Raw genomic sequence first — 21022 nt, 5'->3', positions numbered from 1 at the left:
CTTTGGGCCGTGACCGAGGTGAAGCCCGGCCGGAAAACGAGGTGAACGCCGGAAGTCGGCCAGTTCGGTCTTCGGAACTCCTTGGCCGAACTGCCAAACGTGCCGCACGCGCGCGGCCGGGAGATCCGGCGGGCAATCGATCGCGCGACTCACCCCGCGCTGGCCATGCTCGCGGCGCAGATCGATCTCTGCTGGAACCGCATCCAGGCGGCGAATTCTTCCGCCGGAAGTGCGCGCTGGTACAGGTGCCCTTGCGCCTGGAAACACCCTTCGCGAATGAGAAAGTCTCGTTGTGCCGCGGTTTCGACACCTTCGGCGACGACGCCGAGCTTGAGCATCCGCGCGATGCCAATGATCGCGCACAGAAGCAGCTCGTCACGGGCGCTCCGGCCGATTCCGCGCACGTAGCTCATGTCGAGCTTGATCGTGCCGATCGGGAATTCGCGCAGTGCGGGAAGCGAGGAGTAGCCGGTGCCGAAATCGTCGACGCTGATCGTGACGCCTAGCCGCCCCAGCTGCCGGATGTTCTCGTGCACGGCGAGGCTGGAGCGCAACATCACCGTCTCGGTGATCTCGAGCCGGATGGCCGTGGCGGGCAGGTCGTGTTCGCGTAGCAGTGACTCGATGGTGGGCGCGAGGTCGGTGCGGTCGAACTGGCCCGCGGAGACGTTGATCGACACCGGCACCATCGACGGCACGACGCGGTGCAGCCGCGCCACTTCGGCGAACCCAGCCCGCAGGACCCAGTCATTCAGTGCCGAGATCATCCCGTCCTGTTCGGCGACGCCGATGAATTCGCTCGCCGTGACCAGACCGCGATGGGGATCGTTCCACCGAAGCAAGGCCTCGGCGCCCACCGGCATGCCGGTGCGCATGTCAACTTGCGGCTGGAAGCACAGCTTGAATTCGTCTTTTCGAAGGGCCGTACGCAACGCATCGCGCAGGTCATACCGCTTGCGCGCTGCGAGGTCCATGGCTGCATCGAAGAACTGGAAGCAATTGCGCCCGCGTGACTTGGCCCGGTACATCGCCAGGTCGGCATTTCGGAGAAGCCGTTCCGGCGTGTCTTCGAGGTCGCCGGATAATGCGATGCCGATGCTTGCGCCTACCTGGATGGTCGCGCCGAGTACTTTGTATGACGACGAGAGCACGTCGAGCAGGCGACGCGCGGAATCGATGGCTTGGTCGGGGCGCGCGAGATCTTCGACGAGCACGGCGAATTCGTCGCCGGAAAGGCGGGCCACCACATCGGTGTCGCGCAGCGCCGAGGTCAGGCAGCGACCGACCTTGGCCAGCAGTTCGTCGCCCCCGGCATGGCCCAGCGTGTCGTTGACGTTCTTGAAGTGATCCAGATCCAGCAACAGCACGGCCATGGGTTTGGCGCTGCGGCGGCTGCGGGCGAAAGCTTCCGAGAGCCGTATGTGGAACTGGTTGCGATTCGGCAATCCGGTCAGGCTGTCGAACATCGCAAGCTGCGTGAGCTGTTGTTCGCTGCGAAGCCGTTCGGTGATGTCCTCGTACACCACGTAGTAGTGCGTCGGCTTGCCGTGCTCGTCGCAGACGGGCGTGATGGTCTGGTCGACGTCGAGCACCTCGCCATTCTTGTGTCGGTTGCTCAGGTGCCCGCGCCAGACTTTACCGGCGCGGACGGTGGTCCAGAGTTCGCGATAGAACGCGCTGGTCTGTCTCCCAGACTTCAATACGCGGGGCGTCGATCCAAGGACTTCCTCGGCCGCGAAGCCGTAAAGCCGAGTGAACGCAGCATTGACCCAACGGATCCGACCGTTTCGGTCGGCGATGAACATTGCGTTGGCCGCGACGTGCAGGGCCCGTTCCATCAGCTCAGGCCGCAGGAGACCTGCTTCGACAGGCTCGGCAGGCTCAACCGAAACGGCGGCGGGAATCTCCCGGATTTCCAAATCTGATCCTCCTGCCGTCGTATGGACGGCAACGGAAGATGGACCGGGCGGCGCAGCGTCGCGTTGACCTGGATCAAGGTTCGATGCGACGGGGCGGGATCCGCAGGTCCGAGCGCGAAACCGCTCGCGTGTCTGCGCGGGTGCAGCCCGCTCAGGGCGCGTGCTTGCCGATGAGTTCCAGCGCGATCCAGAGTTGCACCAGCTGCGCCACGCCGCGTACCCCCATCTTCTGCATCACGCGCGCACGGTGCAGTTCGACGGTGCGTTCGGACAACGACAGGTCCATCGCGATCACCTTGTTCGCCTGACCCACGACGATGCGTTCGGCGATCTCCCGTTCCCGCGGTGTGAGGGTCTCGAGACGCTGCCGGGTAGCGTCACGGTCGCCGGAATGGTGACGAACGCGCTGGTCTTGCTCGATTGCCCGATGCACGCGCCGGATGAGTTCCTCGTCATTGAACGGTTTCTGCAGGAAGTCCAGTGCCCCTTCGCGCATCGCCTCGACAGCCATCGGCACGTCGCCGTGGCCGGTCACGAAGATCACGGGAAGCGTCCATCCACGCCGGTTGAGTTCCTGCTGGAGCTCCAGACCAGTCATGCGCGGCATGCGGACATCGAGCACCAGGCACCCGGTTTCGCCCGGCTGGTAGGTCGCAAGAAAGGCATGTGCGTCCTGGTACTGGCGCGAGCCCAGGCCAGCGGATCGCAGCAACAGCGCGATGCTGTCGCGGATCGGTTCTTCGTCGTCGACGATGTGGACGATGGCATCGGTCATTCGGTTTCCTCCGACGGCGCGACCGGAAGGCGGACCAGGAATCGAGCGCCGCCTGTGCTCGCGGTGGAATAGGTCAGGTCTCCCGCGTGCGCCTGTACGATCGACTTGCAGATCGACAGTCCCAGCCCCATCCCTTGCGGCTTGGTCGTGAGGAAGGGATCGAACAACCGTCCCTCGATGGCGGTCGCTACGCCGGGTCCTTGATCGGAGACGCAAAGTTCGAGCATTCCGTCCTTGCCCATGCCGGTCGCCACGCGAATTTCCTCGCCACTGCCGGCTTCGCGCATCGCCTCGGCCGCGTTGCGGATCAAGTTCATCAGCACCTGCTGGATCTGCACGCCATCTCCGAGAAAATGGGGAAGGTGTGGCGCGAGATCGAATTCGAGTCGGTGACTCGTCCCGTGCAGATCGATCTCGGCGAGTTGGATCACTTCCTCGACCAAGGGATTCAGATAGAGCAGTTCGCGTTCGTGCTCGCGCTGGCGGACCATGGCCCGCAGTCCCCGGATCACCTGTCCCGCTCGCTCCGCCTGGCGGCTGATCTTCTCGAGCACCTCGATCAGTTCGGCCGGTGTGGTCTGTCCGGCGTTGAGCATGCGGCGGCAGGCACTGGCGTAGTTGCTGATTGCGGTGAGCGGCTGATTGACCTCGTGGGCGATGCCGCTGACCATTTCACCGAGCATCCCCAGACGCGCGGCGTGGGCGAGTCGGTCGCGAAGGCGATCGGCTTCGTGCGTGGCCTGCTGCAGGGCAGTGCGGTCGATCAGCTCGGCGATGAACAGCAGCGGACGGCCGGCCTCGTCACGTCCGCAGCCCGAATAGAACAGCACCGGCAGAGAGTGTCCTTTTCGATGACGCAGGGAAACTTCGTGCTGGCGTGTTTCGCCCCCCGCACGAGCCTGTTCGAAGTCGGTCAGGATCTGGTCGCGATCGTTTGACTCCACGAGTTCGTATAGGCGCATCTGTCGAAGGGATTCGATGTCGTATCCCAGCAGGTTGACGCAGGCCGCGTTGGCATTCTGGATACGCCCTTCCGGATCCGTAACGACGACAGGCGTCGGCGCATGTTCCAGCAGCAAGCGCAGCTGTTCGGCCTTGCGCCGCAGTCGCGATTCCTGCGCGTGGCGCTCTGAATCGTCGCGTAGGATGCCGACGAATCCGCTCTCGACGCCGACGCGGAATTCGCCCACCGACAATCCGATCGGAAACTGGCTGCCGTCACGGCGGCTGGCCATCACCTCGCGTCCGATCCCGATGATCCGTTTCTCGCCGGTATCCAGATAACGCGACAGGTATCCATCGTGTTCGTCCCGGTAGGGCTGTGGCATCAGCATGCGCACGTTGCTGCCTACTATCTCCGCTTCGGCGTATCCGAAGAGTCTTTCAGCGGCGGGATTGAACCGGGTGATGGTGCCCTTGCGATCGATCAGGATCATCGCGTCGACCGCGGCGTCCAGCAGCGCGTCGAGGCGATCGGCTCCAATGGAATCGGTGTGTGCAGTCACGGTATGAGTCTATCGTTTCAGTCGCCGTGGTTGGCAAGCTGCGGTCACCGGTTTTGGCCGATTGACCTGCGTCTTGACCTGCGTCAATGCGGGGCCGGAGCGCAACCGCAATCCTCGTTCACGAAAACCAATCCTGGGCTCCGCCCACAGAGGAAGACCGTGAACGCGTCGGAAACCCGTGCTGAACTAGCGGTGGTCAACGTCCTGCGTCAATTGGACGCTTCAGTGGACTGCCGGGTCGATGTCAGGGCTATCGAACGTCGCTGGAGCGAATACGGAATACGGGCGCCGGATCTGCACGGCGCGATCACTCGGCTGTCGCAGACGGACCGACTGAAGCGCTTCCAGGACGGCGACCGGGAGTCAGTGGCTCTCACGCTTGATGGGGAGGCATGGTGGCGAGCGCAGCCGGCCTGGCTGGAATATCTGCTGTTGGTACCGCGTCGCAGCCGCGTTGCGCAACAGATCGGACCGGGGCGACGGCCGGCCAGCTGTGGAAGCAGATCGATCCGTGCTTTGGCCCTCAGGTGCAAGGCGATGTCAGCAATCTGGATCGCAAAGGAAAGCCGCATTGGAGCTGGACGCAGGTTCACCTTTACGACTATCAGGCCAACCGCATGTCCGCATTCCATCAGGTCAAACAGATCTCGGGTGGCTACAAGAGCCGTTACGAAGTATCCGAGGCTGAGGGCGGCGAGAAGAATGTGTATGACACCTTCCTGACTCAGGCGGCCATCGCGCGCCTCGGAGCGGTCTGAGTCTTACGTTTTTAGTCTGCCTCCATCGGACTCTGCGGCCGGTCGCCACCCGATCGGCCGTCCTTTTTTTGGGGGGTCGGTTACAGCCACATCGATGGCGTGCTCGGCCGCTCCGGATACGCCCAGCGTCGTTTCGTCGCGCTGCTAGTGCTCTGGACGGGAGATCCTCGAGCGTACGTCCGCAGCGAATCTCTGCGGCGAGACGGTGAAGGCTTTTTTGAATACGCGGCTGAAGTGGGAAAGGTCGTTAAAGCCGAAGGCGAATGCGACGTCGGTGACCACTCCGATACCGACCATCAAGCGGGTCAAGGTCTCCGACGTGCGACAGCACCTGCTGCTCTCGACACCCAAGGTGTCCGCCGAACAGCGGCAGCAAGTCCTGCGTGCCCGTGCCGACTCCGTCACCCGCCGCGGCATCGAGTAACTAGAGGAACCGTTCCAATGAATGAGATTGCCGAGTTGTTCTCGATGAAGGGACGCGTGGCGCTGGTGACCGGCGCCGCGTCAGGGATGGGAGATCGCTTCGCCCGCACGTTGGCTAAGGCCGGCGCGAAAGTGATCTGCGCGGCGCGACGTATCGATCGAATCGAGAAGGTCGCCACCGACATCCGCGGCAAGGGAGGACATGCATCAGCCGTCCAGATCGACATCGCCGATCGCAAGAGCGTGACCGAAGGGTTCGAGGCCGCAACTAAGGCATTTGGCCTGATTGACGTGCTGATCAACAACGCGGGTCAGCTGAGCTTCGAAACCATTCCGACGATCGACGAGGACAGTTGGCAGAACCTGATCAACGTCAACATGACCGGGACGATGCGGATGACGCAGGAGTTCAGTCGGCGCCTCATCGAGGCGAAGAAGCCGGGCGTCATCGTCAACATCAGCTCCATCACGGGCATGGGCGTGATGCGAGGCCTTACACCCTACGGATGCGTCAAGGCAGCCCTCAACCACCTCACGAAGCAGACGGCGGCTGACTTGCTCGATCACGGGATCCGATGCAACGCGATCGCGCCCGGCTACTTTCACACCGAGATGTCGGCCGACGTGTTTGCAACTGACGCAGGCAAGGCGATCCAGGCTGGCCTGCCGCCGAAGCGGGCGGGGAACGTCGACGAATTGGACGGCGCGCTACTGCTCCTCGCGAGCGGCGCGTCGTCCTACATCAACGGCGCAGTGTTGCCAGTCGATGCCGCGCATGTCGTGCTGCTGACCTGAGGACAGGTGCTGTACCGCTGCCTGTCTTCGACGCAGATTTAGGTCAGCGACGCCGCGTGGATGCTCGATAACTTGCCCTTATCGAAAGTAGACAACAGCGGAAATCAGTCCGTTCCAGCCGTCGACCCCTTCGCCTGCGCGTCGCGGGCGGAAATCACCCGTTTGGTCCAGGGCCGGTTCCTAATCGCTGCGCCGTGGAAATTGCCTCGCTGCTATTTTCTAATGTGATGGGAATACCCAATGAGGAGCGTGTTGACGTGAGGGTCGATCGACTCCTTGCCGCCAATGCCGAGTGCGGCTGTAGCTGAATCTCCGTCGATGTCGCTGACCATGTACCGGCCATACGCGGCGTGGACTTCGCTAGACGCCGAGAGCGCCCAACTTCCGCCCACGGTCCCCTGCCATTTTGCGTTTGGTGCGAAGAGATTGAGGCTGGTCGAATTCGCATCATTTCCGTTGGTGGGGTGATGCCCGAACGCACCGCCGAACCGCAGCGTCAACCGCTCGGTGGCAGTCCACGCAAATGCCAAGCGATAGGTGGTGACATTGTCCCAGTGAAAGCCGGTGCCATTGCGGGAACCGAAGGGATCGTTGGGCGGGTCGCTCACCGAGTTGGACACACCATTGGCGAGCGCCGGAATGTTGTTGAAGAAAATGCGCTGCACGTCACCGCCGATGGTCACGCCGCCCCCCGGCCTGAGCCCGAAGCCGACGCTGAAGTTCGCAGGAATATCGAAGGAACCGTAGTCCGCGATCAGGCCGCGGTATTCGTCGAAGTCCTGAAAAAATACCTTGGTGGAATACGCGGCTCCGACGTCCAGCCAAGGCGTCACGCGTCCGAACAGGCCCACGCGCGCGCCGGCGCCGAATGAACGAGCGTAGCCCTGGTTGGTCACGTGGGTTGGACTGGCGGAGATCGCCTGGAATGCCTGCAGGCCGTACGCCTTGAATTGCTGGAACGCCAGCAGCGGGGTGATGCCAAAGCTGTATCGGTCCGAGATCGTCCAGGCGAGCGTCGGCGCGAGAATGACCTGAGACAGATCGAAGCCGAGCCTTCCGCAGCCGCCGAAGAAATTGCCCGGCTGCTCGCCGCACGCGTCAGGATTCCGGTTGCTGCCCGGCACGCCGGTGTCACCGTGGTACTCGGTGTTCAGACCGCCGTTGCCGTACAGCGAGATACCCAAGCTGAGGCGGTCATTGAGCCGATGGGAATAGCCTGCTTCGGGCAGGACGAAGAGCGAGTTCTTGCTGGTGGCCGTGAAGTCGTAATCGGCATCCTCCGCTCCGGAACGCGAGATCCGGCGATAAGGATTGAACAGGATGACGTCAAGATCCAGCCGATCGTTCGTCATCGACAACTTGGCGGGATTGCTGGCGCCCGCGAAGCTGTCGAAGCCGATCGCCGTCGATGTCCCGGCCGACTGGCCCGCCATCGGACCGTATCCCAGGATGAAGTAGCCACCGCCCGCATTTACGGGGCGCGAGATCAAGACACTGACGAGCAGTGAAGCAACGACGACGGTGCGGCCAAGGAATCGCGCATTGCTGCTCATGTCGGATACGGAGAGGTTTGTCGGAAAGGATGCCCCGTGTTTCGCGTTGCACTGGGTGCGGCGCGGAATCTACGATCGGCACGCACTTTTCGGAAGTACGTACATGAAAGTAAGTACCAGCTCTAAATCCGTCCTACCTTCTGCCTCCCCATACCTCGCCCGAAAACAATCACGGCCGGGCACCGTGCTCTCCGCGCAACGCGGCCACGTGTTGTCTCAGGAGTGTCCCTCGCAGGAAGTTCTCAAACACGTGACCAGTCGCTGGGGCGTTCTCATTCTCATCGTCCTGCAAGGCAGAACTCATCGATTCAGCGAACTGCGCCGCTCCGTCGGCGGCGTCAGCGAGCGGATGTTGACGCAGACCTTGCAGTGGCTTGAGACCGACGGCCTGATACATCGCGTGGCTTTCAACGTCGTTCCACCGCATGTCGAGTACAGCCTGACCGACCTCGGAGTGGAAGCTGCGGTGAAGGTCCGCTCGCTGGCGGATTGGATCGAGATCAACTTGCACCGGGTCCTCGCGAGCAGGCAGAAGCAGAACACGAAAGGAAACCGGCCAGCTCCTGTGACGGACGGGCAGATGCGAGCCGCTCGTCCGGGCAGCGGGACGCAGCGCTAGGGATCGCGCGCAATTCGAGCGGTGGTCAGTTCCGCCCTGTGGACAGCTTGCACCTCGAGGAAGCGACCGGGTCCGATGTTCGCCGACAGGGCGAGCAGTACTGCGGCGCCTGCGATCAGTCCTATCTGAATTTTCGACGGGATCGTCTCGCCGATGAGCGCTGCTCCGCGGAGAGCCCGCGCACCACTTCGAGGAAGGCTGCGAGCAACGTCGAAGAGTCGCCCGCGCGGTAGACGATCGTGAGATCCAACTCCGCTTTGTCCGCCTTGCGGATCGGAGCGTAGTGAATGCCAGGCAGCCTCAGGTTGCACGCCGAATCGGTTGCCAGCGTGACGCCGAATCCACTTGCAACCATCGAAAGCGCCGTCATCAGGTCGTCGACCTCGTGGATGGTGCCGGGCTGGATTCCAAGCTGGTGGAACAATCGCAGCACGTAGTCGGCGAAGCTCGGTCTGGAAATGTGCGGATAAAGGATCAGGGTCTGATCCACCACATCCTTCAGGCCCAGTTCCGCGCGGGCTGCCAGCGGATGATGAGCCGGCAGCGCGAAATGAAGCCGCTCCGTCTGGACGACTTCCCGCCGAAGGTCGGGTTCATCGGCGAAGAGACGATTGAACGCGACCGAGATTCGTCGATCCCTCAGCGCCCGGGTCTGACTGTCCCGATCCAGGTTGTGCATCGCGACTTCGACACGAGGATGGCGCGCGCGAAACGCCCGGATGATCCTCGGGATGGTGTCGAACATCGCGGATCCGAACACGCCGATGTCGATACGCCCCACCTGTCCTTGTCCCGCGAGAAGTGCCCGTTCCGCGGCCTGCGCATTGAGCGCCAGGATGTTCTTGGCGTCTTCGTAGTAAATCGCGCCGGCATCGGTCAGCTCGACGCCGCGCGCGTTGCGGATGAGCAGCTTCGTGCCCAAGGCCTCTTCGAGCTGCTGGATGTGTCGGGTGAGCGGAGGCTGCGAGACATGCAGCTTCAACGCGGCCCCGCGAAAACTTTTCTGCTCGACGACGGCGACGAAATCGCGCAGAAGACGCATCTCGATGGCGTTCACGCGCATCGCCGGATCACCCTGGGCAGTCGCTCATTTCGGCGGCGATGCTACATCAGTATCGGTGGGGCCGGATAAATAGTATTGGACCCTCCAAGGGTGCAGCACCATTCTGATCACGCCATGACGCAGCGGACGTCGGGACGCCTGGATCGGCAGCATCGCTTCTCGTTGAGCTGTCTATCCAGCGTGCGCAAGCTTGGCGAATCACAGGGCACATCGATGCCTGTGGTCGCTGTGCGACGACAACGAAGAACACGCGGCCCTGGAGGCACGATGCTGGATACCCTGCGCTACTACCTGGTCCCGGCGACGACGCTGTGCGGAGTGATCGGGTTCCTGATCGGCGGCAACGCGGTGTGGCTGGGACTCGCGACGTTTCCGGTGCTGCTGCTGTTCGACGTGGTACTCCCACGCGACGAGGCGCGGCGGCACCGCGTCGTTCCATTCCTGGCGGATCTCGCGCTGTATTTGCACGTGGCGCTGATCGTTGCGCTCTACGCTGCGTTCGCTGCCTCCGTCCAACGCGGACTGAACCCGCTGACCGGCCCGGGCGCCGCATCGCAGATCGTCGGCAGCCTGCTGTCGCTCGGTTGGCTCAGTGCGGTACCCAACCTGCCGGTGGCGCATGAGCTGATGCATCGGCGCCACTGGTTTCCGCGCCGCATGGCCCAGCTTGCGAGCACGTTCTACGGTGATCCGAACCGTGACGTCGGCCACGTGCTGACGCATCACATCCACCTGGATACGCCGCGCGACTGCGATACACCGTATCGGGGCGAGATCCTCTACACCTTCGTGTGGCGCGCCACTTTCGGCTCCTACGCGGATGCCGTGCGCTGCGAGGCCGGTAATCTGCGTCGCAGCGGTCGCAGCGCATGGAGCTTGCGCAATCGCTTGTGGCAGCAACTCGCGCTGCTCGCACTGCCACCCGGCTTGTGCGCGGTCTTCGCGGGGCCGGTGGCGGCCTTGATCTGCATGGGCGCGATGTTCATCGGCAAGGCGCTCGTCGAGGGATTCAACTACTTCCAGCACTACGGCCTGCTGCGCGTCGAAGGGGCGCCGGTGCAGCTGCATCACGCGTGGAATCACCTGGGGCCGGTCGTGCGTCCGCTGGGCGTGGAGATCACGAACCACATCCACCACCATCTGGACAGTTATCGACGGTTCTACGAGCTGCCACCGGAACCGCAGGCGCCGCAGATGCCTTCGCTGTTCCTGTGCTTCCTGCTGGGACTGGTGCCGCCGCTTTGGTTCGCATGGGTCGCAAAGCCTCGGCTGCGCGATTGGGACCGCCGTTTCGCGACGCCGGCCGAGCGCAAGCTCGCGATGGCCGCCAATGCGCGCGCCGGATGGCCGCTCTGGCTCGAGGACGGCGGCGCCGCGACCGCATCCGTCACGGCGCGCGCCTGACCCAGCGGAGCCGTGCATGAACGATCTGCGCTCCATCGAGTCCGACCCACTCGTCGTCGAAGGCGAGGGCGGCGTGCGCCTGGTGGACCGGCGCATCTTCACCTGTCCCCAACTCTTCGAGCAGGAGTTCAAGCACATCTGGGAGAAGGTGTGGGTGTACCTCGCACACGAGAGCCAGCTCGCGAAGCCGCGCGACTACATCACGGGCTGGATCGGCCGCGTCCCGGTCATCGTCAATCGCAACGAGTCCGGGCAGTTGAACTGCCTGGTGAACATCTGCACGCACCGTGGGGCGACGTTGTGCCGCATGTCCAAGGGGAGCGCACGCGACTACAACTGCCCGTTCCACGGCTGGTCGTTCGACCTGGATGGAAACCTGGCCGCGCCGATGGCGGAGAACGGTGCGGGCTATCCGCCCGGCTTCGACAAGAAGAAGCTCGGCCTGCGCAAGGTCCGCATCGAGAACTACCGCGGGTTCCTGTTCGGCACGCTCAACGAGGCTGCGCCTGCACTGGTCGATTACCTCGCCGACGCCAAGGCCTTCATCGACATGGTCGTCGACCAGGCACCGAACGGCGTGGAGATCCTCAAGGGACGCTCCACGTACACCTACGCCGGCAACTGGAAACTGCAGGCCGAGAACGGCGTCGATGGCTATCACGTCGGATCGGTGCACGCGAACTACGTCGCGACGATGAAGCAGCGTGCGCGCTCCAAGACCGCGGGCGAGAAGACCCGGGCGATGAACGCGGGCGGAATCCCCAACTCCGCGGGCGGCTTCTACGAACTCGGCAACGGCCACACGATGATCTGGTCTGACTGGAGCAACCCGGAAGCGCGCCCGCTGTGGCCACGGCGCGAGGAGCTCGCCCGCGACATGGGCGCGGAGCGCGCGGCGTGGACGGTAGGCCGGCTGCGCAACATGCTGCTCTATCCCAACGTGTTCCTGATGGACCAGATGAGCAGCCAGATCCGCATGTTCCGGCCGCTGGCGGTGGACAGGACGGAGGTCACGATCTTCTGCTTCGCACCGATCGGCGAAGAGCGGTCTGCACGCGCGCATCGCATCCGCCAGTACGAGGACTTCTTCAACGCCAGCGGCATGGCGACGCCCGACGACCTCACCGAGTTCGAGGAATCGCACGGCGGCAGCCGGCACGGCAGCGTGATCCGCTGGAGCGAGATGAGTCGCGGCGCGGCGCACGAGACCGCTGGTCCCGATGAGCGTGCCCGCGCGCTCGGCATCAACCCGTCGCGCTCCGGTGCGCGCGTCGAGGACGAGGGCATCTTCCTCGCGCAGCACCGTCGCTGGGCTGAGCTGATGGCACCGGCGCTGGCCGGGATCGCTTGATGGACGGCGCACCGCCCCTGGACCTGGTCGCACTGCGAAGCGACGTCACCGACTTTCTCGCGTGCGAGGCGCAGGCGGTCGACGATCGCGACTGGGACACGTGGCTGGGCCTGCACGAGGAGACCGTGGAGTACTGGGTGCCCGCATGGGACTCCGAGTACGAGACCACGTCCGACCCGCAGTGCGAGATGTCGCTGATCTACTACAACGGCCGCGCCGGACTCGAGGACCGCGTGTTCCGTCTGCGTACGGGCCGCTCCTCGGCCTCCACGCCGCTGCCGCGCACCTGCCACATGGTCAGCAACATCCGTGTGCTGCCGCAGGCCGACGGCACCGTGATCGCCCGCACGCGCTGGGTGGTCCACCTGTTCCGCAAGGGCGAGCAGACGCAGTTCTTCGGTCACGCCGAGTACGTGCTCGCCCCGGGTTCGACCGGCTGGAAAATCCGCCGCAAGAAGATCCTCGTGCTCAACGACCTGATCCCGACGGTGCTGGACATCTACAGCATTTGAAGCCCGTGCTGCCCACCGTCGGAATCATGACGGGCGATCCCAACGGGATCGGACCGGAAGTGACGATCAAGGCGTTGGCCTCGGGGCGCCTGAAGTCGCGTTGCCGACCGCTGATCGTCGGCAGTCGCGCCGTGGTCGAGCAGGCGGTGCGCGTGGCGGCGCCGGGGCTCGCGGTCAGATCCGCGGCCGGTCCTCACGACACCGACCCGGACGAGCGCGTCATCGACGTGCTCGAGTCTGCCGCTTACGACGGCGACCCCACCTGCTACCGCGGCGACCTCGCGGTGGGCGGCGCGGCTACAGGCGCGTGGATCGATCACCTCGACCGCCTCGCGCGCGACGGAAAGCTCGACGCCTGCGTGATGGGTCCCATCAGCGGCAAGGCGATGCAGTTGGCCGGCACGCTCGGCTCGGTGCCGAGTTACAGCCCCCACGACCCGGCCTATCTGCTGTTGCGATCCGGAAGGTTGGTCATCGCGCACCTGACGGATCACATGCCGCTGCGCGACGTGTCCGCGGCCATCACCGCCGAAGCGGTCCATCGCCTGATCGTCTGTCTGTCGCGCTCGCTGCACGCGTGGGGCGTGGGCGCGGGGCGAATCGCCGTGGCGGGATTCAATCCCCACGCGGCCGGCGACGAGGAGACGTCTTCGATCGCACCTGCCGTCTCGCGTGCACGCGGCGAGGGCATCTCGGTGGAAGGCCCGGTCAGTCCGGACAGCGTCTTCCGCCAGTGCATCGAAGGCCACTACGACGCGGTCGTGGCGATGTATCACGATCAGGGCCATATCCCGATCAAGACCTGGGGCTTCTCCGGCAACTGCGTGCTGTTCCTCGGACCGTCGTACGTCCACACCAGCGTCGCGCACGGCACGGCGCACGATATCGTGGGCACCGGTACGGCGGATGCTTCGATGATGTTCAACGCCATCGCGGACGCGGCGAGCCTGGCCATCGGAAAGGGCTTCGCGATGATCGAGCAAGACCGCGTACCCCGATAGAGCGACCGTCCGATGGTGTCCGACTGCAGTGGCGACGCCGCTCCGATCTTGATGTCGATCGCGCTCTCGATACTCGCATCGGTCCATCGGCGTCGCCGATGGTTCCCATCAGAAGGAACTGTTATTCGTACGTTGGATCCGGGAATATGATCCAGCGCAGACCGGCTTTTTCACCGATACGCGCCCATGGAAACTTTGCTCTTCGTCGATAACGCGGCCCGGGCAGCGGGCGGAGGCAAGACCTTCGCGCGGCGCCACCCGACGGACGACCGCCTGATCACGACGATCGCGGCGGCGACGATTGCCGACGCACGAGCCGCCGCCGACTCCGCGAGCCGCGCCTTCGCGACGTGGTCGCAGACGGGACCCACCGCGCGTCGGCGCATCCTTCTTCGCGCGGCCGATCTGGTGGAGGAGAAAGCCAACGAGTTCGTGAGCACGATGGCACTGGAAGTCGGCGCCTCGGAGCTATGGTCGCGCTTCAACGTGGGTCTGACCGCGAACCTCTTCCGCGAAGCAGCGAGCCTGGCGACGCAGATCCAGGGCGAGACCATTCCCACCGACAAGCCTGGCGCGCTGTCGATGACCATCCGTCAACCGGTCGGCGTCATCCTGAGCATCGCACCCTGGAACGGGCCCGTCGTGCTCGCTGCGCGAGCCCTCGCGTATCCGCTGGTCTGCGGCAACACCGTGGTGTTCCGCGCCTCCGAGACGAGTCCGCGGACGCATGCGCTGCTCGTCGAGATCCTTCACGCTGCCGGCCTTCCGGCGGGTGCGCTCAACCTGATCACCACCGCGCCTTCGGATGCGCCCGACGTCATCGATGAACTGATCGGTCATCCTGCCATCCGGCGGATCAATTTCACCGGGTCGACGCGCGTCGGACGCATCATTGCCCAGAAGGCGGCGGTTCATCTCAAGCGATGCCTGCTCGAACTCGGCGGCAAGTCTCCGCTGATCATCCTGAAGGACGCCGATATCGACGGCGCGGTCCGCGCCGCAGTGTTCGGATCATTTCTTTATCAAGGCCAGATCTGCATGTCGACCGAACGCATCGTCGTGGATGCCGCGGTCGCGGATCAGGTCGCAGCCAGGCTCTCCGAGCAGGTGCGTGCGCTGCCATGCGGCGATCCGGCGCAGAACCCCTCGTGCGTGATCGGTCCCATGGCCTTTCGTGAGAGCGGCGCGCGCATCAATGCGCTGATCGAAGATGCTCTTGCCAAGGGCGCCGAACTCATCGTGGGCGGTCGCGCCGACGGCGCGACGATGCCAGCGACGGTGCTCGACCACGTCACCGCCGACATGGCGATCTACGACGCGGAGACCTTCGGTCCGATCACGGTGATGATCCGGGCTCGTGACACCGCCGACGCCGTCCGCATCGCGAACGACACGGCATATGGCCTCGCGGCCTCGGTTTTCAGCCACGACGTGACCGGCGCGATCGAAGTGGCGATGCAGCTCCAGAGCGGCAGTTGCCACATCAACGGTGCGACCGTGCAGAACGAGGCGCAGGCACCGTTCGGTGGAATGAAGGACAGCGGCTATGGCCGTTTCGACGGTCGGGCCGTGATCGACGAATTCACGGAGCTGAAGTGGCTGACGATCGAGCCATCGAACCAGCCGTATCCGTTCTAGGCGGCGCGCCCGCCGCTTCTCCTTTCCTTATCGCGACGCCTTTTCATTCGGACGAACCCACTTGAAAGCCCGGATCCAAGCAGACGACATCAACGGCGCGTGGGTGATCATGCCCACGCCCGCCACGCCGAACGCCGATGACTGGCGCGCGGAGAACACGGTGGACCTGGACGAGACCGCGAGGATCGTCGAGCGCCTGATCCAGGCGGGCGTCAACGGCATTCTGAGCAACGGCACGTTCGGCGAATGCGCCACGCTGACCTGGGACGAGAAGCGCTCGTTCATGGCGACCATCGTCGAGGTCGCCAGGGGGCGAGTGCCGTACTTCTGCGGCACGACAGCACTGAATACGCGCGAGGTCGTGCGACAGACCCGCGCCGCACACGACATGGGCGTCTCGGGAACCATGCTCGGCGTCCCCATGTGGTGCCGCATGGAGACTCCGGGAGCGGTGCAGTTCTACAAGGATGTCGCAGAGGCCTGCCCCGACATCGCGATCGCTGTGTACGCGAATCCGGAGGCTTTCAAGTACGACTTTCCTCGTCCTTTCTGGGCGCAGGTGTCTCGGATCCCGCAGGTCGTGACGGCCAAGTATCTCGGTATCGGCATGCTCGATCTGGATCTGGCGCTCGCTCCTTCGATCCGCTTTCTGCCGCACGAAGACGACTACTACGCCGCTGCGCGCATCGCACCGGAGCGCATGACGGCGTTCTGGTCGAGCGGCGCCATGTGCGGGCCTGCCACCGCCATCGCGCTGCGCGACGCCGTGGCGAGCGCGAAGCGTTCGGGCGACTGGTCGCTCGCCAAGCGGATCTCGGACGACATGCGTCAGGCGGACTCGACGCTGTTCCCGCGCGGCGACTTCTCCGAGTTCTCGAAATACAACATCGGCATCGAAAAGGCGCGCATGAACCAGGCGGGCTGGTTGCACGCAGGTCCCTGCCGTCCTCCGTATCACCTGGTTCCTGCTGCGTACCTGGACGGCGCCATGGCCTCCGGCCAGGCCTGGGCGGACCTCCATGTGAAGTACGGCCAGCAGCCCTGACCCTTCGAAGACGTCGAGGAGCGAAACACCGATGAGCACGCACGCGATGGAAAGCGCCTTGTGGGACATGCACCACGATCCGCTGCGCGCCGACCGCTTTCGCAGCGATCCGGACCTGGCGCTGAAGGACTACCCCTTGACCCCGGACGAACAGCAGCTGGTGAAGTCGCTCGACGTTCGCGCGATGGCGGATCGCGGCGCCGACCAGATGCTGCTGTTCGTCAGCTGGATCGCGCTGAGCGGCTTCGACCAGGTGGGCGAGTACATGCGACGCATGAACACGCCTTCACCGGCGACCACCTAGAAACGTCAACGACCAAGGAGCCGTCATGGCAGAACTCGTCTGTGGATTCCTGATGCCGCACGATCCGCTGATCAGCGCGATTACGATGGCCGCACCCTCTGCGAAACGGGACGCCTGCCTCGGAGCGTTCGAGGAGATCGCCGGCAGGATTCGCGCCGCCAACGTCGATACCGTCATCGTGATCGGCGACGACCACGCGACGGTCAATGGACCCTCATGCATGCCCACGGCCATGATCGCGATCGGCGACGTCGTAGGCCCGAAGGAGTCCTGGCTCGGCATGCCGCGGGCCAGGGTCGAGAACAACGAGCCGCTGGCGCGACACATCCTCGACGCCGGCATCAAGGGCGGCGTGGACTGGAGCGTGTCGAGGACGCTGCTGGCGGATCACTCGATCATGATTCCCGTGCACTACGCCGTTCGGCCCGTCGATGGCGTCCGCACGATCCCCGTCTACATCAACTCGGGCATGGAACCCGTCATCCCGAGCCGCCGCGCGTACGACATCGGCCGGCTCATCGGCGACGCCGTGTCCACATGGAAAGGGAACGAACGCGTCGCGATCTACGGAACCGGTGGGATCAGCCACTGGCCGGGCACGCCGCAGATGGGGCGGATCAATGAATCCTGGGACCGGATGGTGATGGCCCTGGTGGAGAACGGCGATGTCGATGCGCTGCTCGCGCTGAGCGACGAGGACATCATGCGGGACGGAGGTAACGGAGGGCTCGAGATCAAGAACTTCCTGTGCGCGATGGGCGCGATGCGCGATGTCCGCGGCGAGACGATCGCCTACGAGTCCGTGCCGGAATGGGTCAGTGGTCTCGGGTTCATGGAACTCAAGCGGGTGCACTGACCGTGGAGCACGCGCATCCCTCTCGTTTCATCGATTTCTACTTCGATTTCATGAGCCCGTTCGCTTACCTCGCGCACACGCAGCTCCCAGCCCTGGCCGATCGACACGGTCTTCGGATCGCCTACCACGCGATCGATCTGCCGGCAGCGAAGCTGGCCGCGGGCAACACCGCGCCGCCGAACGTCAGCATCCCGGTGAAGTTGCGATACCTGGTGACCGACATGAAGCGATGGGCGCGCCGTTACGGCGTGCCACTCGTGTTTCCAAAGACGCTGAAATCCGAGCGGCTGAACCTGGGCCTTTACTACGCCGCCGATCGCGGATCCGAAGCGGAATACCTGCGCGCCGCGTGGCTGCCGACCTGGGGCCAGGGCGGCGACATGGGCGACGAGGCGCTGATCTCTGCTGTCGCGCGTGCGATGGGCTGGAACGCAGCCGCGTTCCTCGCCTTCACCGCATCGACGGAAGCACGCGAACGCTATGCGCTGGATAACCGCGACGCGCATGCACGGGGCGTCTTCGGCGCCCCAACGATGATGCTCGACGAACAGATGTGGTGGGGAAACGACCGGCTGGGGTTCCTGGAGGAACACTTGGCGGCAACCCGGAACGATGGAGGAGAACGAGAATGAAACCGCTGATCGACGTTCAGCGTGGCCTGCAGAGCGCACGCATCTATCACGACCGCGATGTGTTCGACGCGGAGATGGAGCGCATCTTCGCGCGCTGCTGGTTGTTCCTGACCCACGAGGCCGCCATCCCCAATCCCGGCGACTTCGTCACCGCGCGCATGGGGCAGGACGAGGTGATCGTGGTGCGGCAGAAGGACAAGAGCATCAAGGCATTCCTCAATGTCTGCCGCCACCGTGGCGCCCGCGTCTGCCCGGTGGAAGCCGGCAATGCGCGCAGCTTCGTCTGCAACTATCACGGCTGGTCTTACGGGACGGACGGCGCGCTCACCTCGGTCCCCTTCGAGAAGGAGCTGTACAAGGGCCGGCTCGACAAGTCCACGCACGGGCTGCGCGAGGTGGCGCGCGTGTCCTCGTATCACGGCTTCGTCTACGGCTGCTTCGATGCAGCCGCGCCGAGCCTGACCGATTATCTCGGTGATGCGCGGTGGTATCTGGATATCTGGATGGAGGCCAACGGCGGTGTCGAGCTGCTCGGCCCTCCGAGCCGCTCCATGGTTCACTGCAACTGGAAAGCGCCGAGCGAGAACTTCGTCGGCGATGCGTATCACGTCGGATGGACGCACGCCGCGGCTCTGAAGGCGGGCGGCGGCATGCTGGCGCCGATGTCGGGCAACGCGGGCCTGCCACCCGAGGGCGCGGGGTTGCAGGTGACGACGCGCTACGGTCACGGGCTGGGAATCCTCTATGACACCAACCCGGGCTCTCACGACATGCCGCTGGCCCAGGAGATCCTCGCCTGGCAGGCGAAGAAACGGCCAGCGATCGAAAAGGCGTACGGCGCATTGCGCGCTCGCTATTACGGCTCGCACATCAACGGTTCGGTATTCCCGAACACGACGTACCTGTGGGGCTCCAATCTCTTCAAGGTCTGGCAACCACACGGTCCGAACCGCACGGAATGCTTCACGTGGGCGATCGTCGAGAAGGACATGCCGACGGAACTGAAACAGCGCATCGCGGACTCGATGCATCGCACGTTCGGGGTCGCCGGATACTGGGAGGCCGACGACAACGACAACATGGAATCGGAGTCCCAGCTGTCGCGCGGTTACATGACGCGGCAGGGCTCGCTGAATGCGCAGATGGGGATCGGCGGCGATCGCGAGGATCCCGAGCTTCCGGGAGTGGTCGGGGAATCAGCCATCGGCGAGACCTCGTACCGCGGCTACTTCCGGTTCTACCAGGAGACGATGAACGCCGCGACCTGGGCCGACATGAAAAAAGGTGATGCCGGCTGGAAGCGAGAACTGACCGAGGCCGGCTCCGGGCTGATCGGCGAACCGGTCGCAGCCTGAGGAGGATCGCAACATGGGAAACCACATCTTGGCGACGGATTCTCCCGCAGCCGCTTCGCGCAGCGTTCCCGCGCCGATCGACTTCGGCAAGCTCGAAGTCTGCCTCGAGGACGCGGCGTGCCGCGAGGTCGAGCGCCTGCTGCACCGCGAGGCGCGGTTGCTGGACACCGAGCAGTTCTCCGAATGGCTGGAACAGGTCCTCGATCCCGGTATCCGCTACGTGGTCGCCAGCCGCGAACTGCGCTATCGCAAGGAACGCCGCTACAACGCTCCCAGCGAGATGTTCATCTTCAATGACGACTTCACCTTCCTGAAGGCAAGAGTCGACCAGTTCAACTCCGGCATGCAGTGGCGTACCGATCCGCCGGAACGTTACCGGCGGCTCGTCACGAACATCGAGGTCTTCCTGACCGGCAGGAACGACGAACGCCTGGTGCGCTCCAACGTCCTGGTGCAGCGCAGCCGCCGTGCCTACGAGATCGACCAGTTCACCTGCTGCCGCGAAGACCGCGTGCGTCGTTGCTCCGCCGGCAGCTTGCGATTGGTGGATCGCCGCGTCGATTTCGACGAGCGCTCGATCGCGGGCCGCAACCTGCTGCTGTTCCTCTGAACGGAGTCGAGCGATGAGCGGATTGAAGGAAGCGGTGGTCCTGGTCACCGGTGGAGGTTCCGGTCTGGGTCGCGCGCTGGTCCAGCGTTTCTTGAGCGAAGGTGCGAGGGTGGCGGTGCTCGAATCGAGCGCCGCGCGTGCCGAGACCCTGCGATCCGATTTCGGCCGGGCGATCGAAGTGATCGTCGGAGACGTCACGGTCTATGCGGACAACGCGCGTGCGGTGGAGCAAGCCGTCGCGCGCTTCGGACGCCTGGATACCTTCATCGCCAACGCGGGCATCTTCGACTTCTTCCAGCCGCTGTCCCAGTACGACGGCGATCGGCTGGGAGCCGCGTTCGACGAACTGCTCGCAGTCAACGTCAAGGGCGGCCTGCTCGGCGCGCGCGCGGCGTTGGCCGAACTGGTGAAAAGCCGCGGCAGCATCATCTTCACGATCTCGAACGCCGGCTTCTACCCCGGCGGCGGCGGCCCGATCTACACCGCATCCAAGCACGCGCTGGTCGGTGTGGTGAAGCAACTCGCCCACGAGCTGGCGCCCAAGGTGCGTGTGAATGGCGTGGCGCCGGGTGGCATGAAGACCAACCTGAGCGGTCTGCAGTCGAACGGCACCCACTCTCAGTCGCTTGCGGACATCGACGGCCTCGACCAGATGCTGCGCGACATCACGCCGCTGCAGATCGCTCCGAAACCCGAGGATTACTGCGGGCCCTACGTGCTGCTGGCGTCCGCTGCGGATGCCGGACCGATCACGGGCGCGATCATCCAGACCGACGGCGGCCTGGGCGTGCGCGGCATCGTGAACGTGCGGGGAGGGGAGGCGCTCTGATGTCGTTTCTCGATCGGTCAGGCGCCGCTTCCCCGAGGGCCTCTAGGCGCACTACGAACGTCGTGGAGTCATCGG

22 protein-coding genes are annotated in these 21022 nt (G+C 64.4%); 16 read left to right on the top strand and 6 right to left on the bottom strand.

The window, feature by feature from the left end:
- Window positions 1-149: 149 nt before the first annotated feature.
- The 3 genes from DFR24_RS04955 to DFR24_RS04945 all read right to left on the bottom strand — a co-directional run bounded on the left by DFR24_RS04955 (window position 150) and on the right by DFR24_RS04945 (window position 4199).
- Window positions 150-1919 (bottom strand): putative bifunctional diguanylate cyclase/phosphodiesterase, encoded by a 1770-nt coding sequence (locus tag DFR24_RS04955; RefSeq protein WP_133880210.1) that lies wholly within the window; start codon window positions 1917-1919, stop codon window positions 150-152.
- Between the two features lie 151 nt (window positions 1920-2070).
- Window positions 2071-2694, bottom strand: coding sequence for a response regulator transcription factor (locus tag DFR24_RS04950; protein ID WP_133880209.1), 624 nt, complete (start codon window positions 2692-2694; stop codon window positions 2071-2073).
- Window positions 2691-4199: a PAS domain-containing sensor histidine kinase gene (locus tag DFR24_RS04945; RefSeq protein ID WP_133880208.1), complete on the bottom strand. Its 1509-nt coding sequence runs from the start codon at window positions 4197-4199 to the stop codon at window positions 2691-2693. Before DFR24_RS04945 ends, DFR24_RS04950 begins: the two co-directional genes overlap by 4 nt.
- A 392-nt stretch (window positions 4200-4591) precedes the next feature.
- On the opposite strand from DFR24_RS04945, the gene DFR24_RS04940 reads away from it, so the two are divergent.
- Entirely contained in the window at window positions 4592-4957 is a 366-nt protein-coding gene (locus tag DFR24_RS04940) for a hypothetical protein (protein WP_133880207.1), read from the top strand.
- 144 nt (window positions 4958-5101) lie between these two features.
- On the opposite strand, the gene DFR24_RS25290 is transcribed toward DFR24_RS04940, so the two are convergent.
- Window positions 5102-5254, bottom strand: coding sequence for a helix-turn-helix domain-containing protein (locus DFR24_RS25290; protein ID WP_366518901.1), 153 nt, complete (start codon window positions 5252-5254; stop codon window positions 5102-5104).
- On the opposite strand from DFR24_RS25290, the gene DFR24_RS24685 reads away from it, so the two are divergent.
- Complete coding sequence (locus tag DFR24_RS24685) at window positions 5232-5381, top strand: hypothetical protein (RefSeq protein WP_210772450.1); 150 nt, start codon at window positions 5232-5234, stop codon at window positions 5379-5381. The genes DFR24_RS25290 and DFR24_RS24685 overlap by 23 nt on opposite strands.
- A 17-nt stretch (window positions 5382-5398) precedes the next feature.
- The gene (locus tag DFR24_RS04930) at window positions 5399-6175 is read left to right on the top strand and encodes an SDR family NAD(P)-dependent oxidoreductase (protein ID WP_133880205.1); all 777 of its coding nucleotides are present in this window, start codon (window positions 5399-5401) and stop codon (window positions 6173-6175) included.
- Window positions 6176-6387: 212 nt separating this feature from the next.
- On the opposite strand, the gene DFR24_RS04925 is transcribed toward DFR24_RS04930, so the two are convergent.
- The gene (locus tag DFR24_RS04925; protein WP_133880204.1) at window positions 6388-7728 is read right to left on the bottom strand and encodes an OmpP1/FadL family transporter; all 1341 of its coding nucleotides are present in this window, start codon (window positions 7726-7728) and stop codon (window positions 6388-6390) included.
- 103 nt (window positions 7729-7831) lie between these two features.
- Here DFR24_RS04925 and DFR24_RS04920 point away from each other — a divergent pair, with 103 nt between their 5' ends.
- Window positions 7832-8347: a winged helix-turn-helix transcriptional regulator gene (locus tag DFR24_RS04920; protein ID WP_133880203.1), complete on the top strand. Its 516-nt coding sequence runs from the start codon at window positions 7832-7834 to the stop codon at window positions 8345-8347.
- Between the two features lie 121 nt (window positions 8348-8468).
- Here the strand turns inward: DFR24_RS04920 and DFR24_RS04915 are convergent, their stop codons facing one another.
- Complete coding sequence (locus DFR24_RS04915; RefSeq protein WP_407075110.1) at window positions 8469-9404, bottom strand: LysR substrate-binding domain-containing protein; 936 nt, start codon at window positions 9402-9404, stop codon at window positions 8469-8471.
- 273 nt (window positions 9405-9677) lie between these two features.
- Between DFR24_RS04915 and DFR24_RS04910 the strand changes: the two genes are divergently transcribed.
- The 12 genes from DFR24_RS04910 to hcaB all read left to right on the top strand — a co-directional run bounded on the left by DFR24_RS04910 (window position 9678) and on the right by hcaB (window position 20947).
- Entirely contained in the window at window positions 9678-10814 is a 1137-nt protein-coding gene (locus tag DFR24_RS04910; RefSeq protein ID WP_281280141.1) for an alkane 1-monooxygenase, read from the top strand.
- 16 nt (window positions 10815-10830) lie between these two features.
- On the top strand, window positions 10831-12165 hold the full coding sequence (locus DFR24_RS04905; RefSeq protein WP_133880201.1) for a Rieske 2Fe-2S domain-containing protein: 1335 nt from the start codon (window positions 10831-10833) through the stop codon (window positions 12163-12165).
- A complete protein-coding gene (locus DFR24_RS04900; protein ID WP_133880200.1) occupies window positions 12165-12677 on the top strand; it encodes an aromatic-ring-hydroxylating dioxygenase subunit beta in 513 nt (170 codons plus the stop codon). Before DFR24_RS04905 ends, DFR24_RS04900 begins: the two co-directional genes overlap by 1 nt.
- 5 nt (window positions 12678-12682) lie before the next feature.
- Window positions 12683-13678, top strand: a complete 996-nt coding sequence (locus DFR24_RS04895) for a PdxA family dehydrogenase (protein ID WP_210772451.1) — start codon at window positions 12683-12685, stop codon at window positions 13676-13678.
- Window positions 13679-13864: 186 nt separating this feature from the next.
- Complete coding sequence (locus tag DFR24_RS04890) at window positions 13865-15316, top strand: aldehyde dehydrogenase (RefSeq protein WP_133880199.1); 1452 nt, start codon at window positions 13865-13867, stop codon at window positions 15314-15316.
- A 109-nt stretch (window positions 15317-15425) separates the two neighbouring features.
- A complete protein-coding gene (locus DFR24_RS04885; protein WP_133881466.1) occupies window positions 15426-16361 on the top strand; it encodes a dihydrodipicolinate synthase family protein in 936 nt (311 codons plus the stop codon).
- 31 nt (window positions 16362-16392) lie between these two features.
- Window positions 16393-16665, top strand: coding sequence for a hypothetical protein (locus DFR24_RS04880; protein WP_133880198.1), 273 nt, complete (start codon window positions 16393-16395; stop codon window positions 16663-16665).
- 25 nt (window positions 16666-16690) lie between these two features.
- Window positions 16691-17521, top strand: coding sequence for a DODA-type extradiol aromatic ring-opening family dioxygenase (locus DFR24_RS04875; RefSeq protein ID WP_133880197.1), 831 nt, complete (start codon window positions 16691-16693; stop codon window positions 17519-17521).
- A 2-nt stretch (window positions 17522-17523) separates the two neighbouring features.
- On the top strand, window positions 17524-18153 hold the full coding sequence (locus DFR24_RS04870; protein ID WP_281280140.1) for a 2-hydroxychromene-2-carboxylate isomerase: 630 nt from the start codon (window positions 17524-17526) through the stop codon (window positions 18151-18153).
- Window positions 18150-19508 carry an aromatic ring-hydroxylating dioxygenase subunit alpha gene (locus DFR24_RS04865; protein WP_133880195.1) on the top strand — a complete coding sequence of 453 codons (1359 nt, stop codon included), beginning with the start codon at window positions 18150-18152 and terminating at the stop codon, window positions 19506-19508. Before DFR24_RS04870 ends, DFR24_RS04865 begins: the two co-directional genes overlap by 4 nt.
- Before the next feature lie 13 nt (window positions 19509-19521).
- Window positions 19522-20118 carry an aromatic-ring-hydroxylating dioxygenase subunit beta gene (locus DFR24_RS04860; protein WP_133880194.1) on the top strand — a complete coding sequence of 199 codons (597 nt, stop codon included), beginning with the start codon at window positions 19522-19524 and terminating at the stop codon, window positions 20116-20118.
- Window positions 20119-20131: 13 nt separating this feature from the next.
- Window positions 20132-20947, top strand: coding sequence for a 3-(cis-5,6-dihydroxycyclohexa-1,3-dien-1-yl)propanoate dehydrogenase (hcaB, locus tag DFR24_RS04855; protein WP_133880193.1), 816 nt, complete (start codon window positions 20132-20134; stop codon window positions 20945-20947).
- The last annotated feature ends 75 nt before the right edge of the window (window positions 20948-21022 follow it).

The organism is Panacagrimonas perspica, assembly GCF_004364935.1.
GTDB lineage: Bacteria > Pseudomonadota > Gammaproteobacteria > Nevskiales > Nevskiaceae > Panacagrimonas > Panacagrimonas perspica.
Note: the sequence above shows the minus strand (reverse complement) of the source record. Positions and strands in the feature narration are given on the sequence as shown.